Source organism: Burkholderia sp. AW49-1, assembly GCF_053427845.1.
The window spans coordinates 1-1,792 of sequence record NZ_JBSAXF010000072.1 but is presented as its reverse complement, the minus strand read 5'-3'; the positions used below and the strand labels follow the sequence as shown (position 1 = coordinate 1,792).

The window sequence follows — 1,792 nt, the reverse complement described above, 5'->3', positions numbered from 1 at the left end:
GTCGCCTGCGCATCGCGCCGGGCGACCGTCAGGCGCGGGCGCGGGATGCTCCCCTCGCCCGTCGAAGTCACTTCTTCTCGTTGTAGTCCGGCAACTCGCACGCCTCGGTGACGACGAGGTTGTTGTCCTTCGCGAAGTTCAGCACGAAATCGAACGCCATTGGCTCGATGTCGCGCAGCCGGGAATCGAGGATCACGCATTTCAGATCGCCGAGCATCGTCGGGCGCACGTACAGCGAATATTTCAGGCGCGCGTTCGGCCCGCTCGCACCCGGCCCGAAACAGGCCATCACGCCGGCCAGACGCTCCGACCAGTCGCTCGGGCGAAACTTTTTCCCGTCTTTCGTGATGCCCTGGATGAAGAATTCGGTCGGAGGGGTTTCAGCCATGTGGTTACCCAAGTGACGGCCCGGCGATGTCCAGGCGACGGCGCCTGGATACGCGAACACAAAGCTGGAGTGGACGGCGACACACGCGCTCCGATATCCCGAAAACAGGACGTCGCTGCGTGCCGCCGGCGCGCCGCACCGGATTTGTGCAGCGCATGGCTTGTGTCCGGCAGAGCGCGAAGAGCCTTGCCTGCCGGGCTGGAGAAAACTTTTGGATTATACCGCAGCGCGACATCGCGCGTCGTCTCGCGGCCCCTCTTCCGGCATCCTCCCATGCATGCGACGATCCCGCCCCGGTTTTCGTCGCGGCTCGTCAAAGCACAGAAAATCCTTTATGCTGCTTTGAGTTATCCACACCCGACGGCGGCGCCGTCCGGCCCCGTTGCCGGTTCAGACCCGCCGTATCTCGTTTCATGACCGCCAAAACCATTCGTCACTACCTGCAGTTCAAGGATTTCTCGCTGGAAGACTACGAGTACGTGCTCGAACGCACGGGTATCCTGAAGCGCAAGTTCAAGAACTACGAGACCTATCACCCGCTGCACGACCGCACGCTCGCGATGATCTTCGAGAAGAGCTCGACGCGCACACGCCTGTCATTCGAAGCCGGCATCTTCCAGCTCGGCGGCCACGCGGTGTTCATGAGCACGCGCGACACGCAGCTCGGCCGCGGCGAGCCGGTCGAGGATTCCGCGCAGGTCATCTCGCGGATGGTCGACATCATCATGATCCGCACGTTCGAGCAGGACGTGATCACGCGCTTCGCGGAAAACTCCCGCGTGCCGGTGATCAACGGCCTGACCAACGAATACCACCCGTGCCAGGTGCTCGCCGACATCTTCACGTACTACGAGCACCGAGGCCCGATCGCCGGCAAGACGGTCGCTTGGGTCGGCGATGCGAACAACATGCTGTACACGTGGATCGAAGCCGCGCAGATCCTCGGCTTCAAGCTGCGCCTGTCGACGCCGCCGGGCTATGCACTCGACATGAAGCTCGTGTCGCCGGACAGCGCGCCGTTCTACGAGGTGTTCGACGATCCGAACGAAGCGTGCAAGGGCGCCGATCTCGTGACGACCGACGTGTGGACGAGCATGGGCTTCGAAGCCGAGAACGAAGCGCGCAAGCAGGCATTTGCCGACTGGTGCGTCGACGAGGAAATGATGGGCCACGCGAACGCGGACGCGCTTTTCATGCACTGCCTGCCCGCGCACCGCGGCGAGGAAGTGACGGCCGGCGTGATCGACGGCCCGCAGAGCGTCGTGTGGGACGAGGCGGAAAACCGCCTGCACGTGCAGAAGGCGCTGATGGAGTTCCTGCTGCTCGGCCGCCTCAAGCACTGATCGCAGCACCCGCGCGCCGCCGGCACCGGGCGGCATGCGAAAAAAAGGCGCCGGTCGACGA

General features: G+C 63.7%; 2 protein-coding genes. One reads left to right on the top strand and one right to left on the bottom strand.

The features are described 5' to 3' along the window. Nucleotides 1–67 precede the first annotated feature (67 nt). Nucleotides 68–388 carry a DUF3579 domain-containing protein gene (locus ACV22W_RS33415; RefSeq protein WP_006762342.1) on the bottom strand — a complete coding sequence of 107 codons (321 nt, stop codon included), beginning with the start codon at nucleotides 386–388 and terminating at the stop codon, nucleotides 68–70. Between the two features lie 413 nt (nucleotides 389–801). Between ACV22W_RS33415 and argF the strand changes: the two genes are divergently transcribed. Further along, on the top strand, nucleotides 802–1,731 hold the full coding sequence (argF, locus tag ACV22W_RS33410) for an ornithine carbamoyltransferase (protein ID WP_059511839.1): 930 nt from the start codon (nucleotides 802–804) through the stop codon (nucleotides 1,729–1,731). The last annotated feature ends 61 nt before the right edge of the window (nucleotides 1,732–1,792 follow it).

Bases quoted from the DNA above. Each gene is read 5' to 3' on its own strand.
- ACV22W_RS33415 (WP_006762342.1), bottom strand. From the start codon at position 388: ATGGCTGAAACCCCTCCGACCGAATTCTTCATCCAGGGCATCACGAAA.
- argF (WP_059511839.1), top strand. From the start codon at position 802: ATGACCGCCAAAACCATTCGTCACTACCTGCAGTTCAAGGATTTCTCG.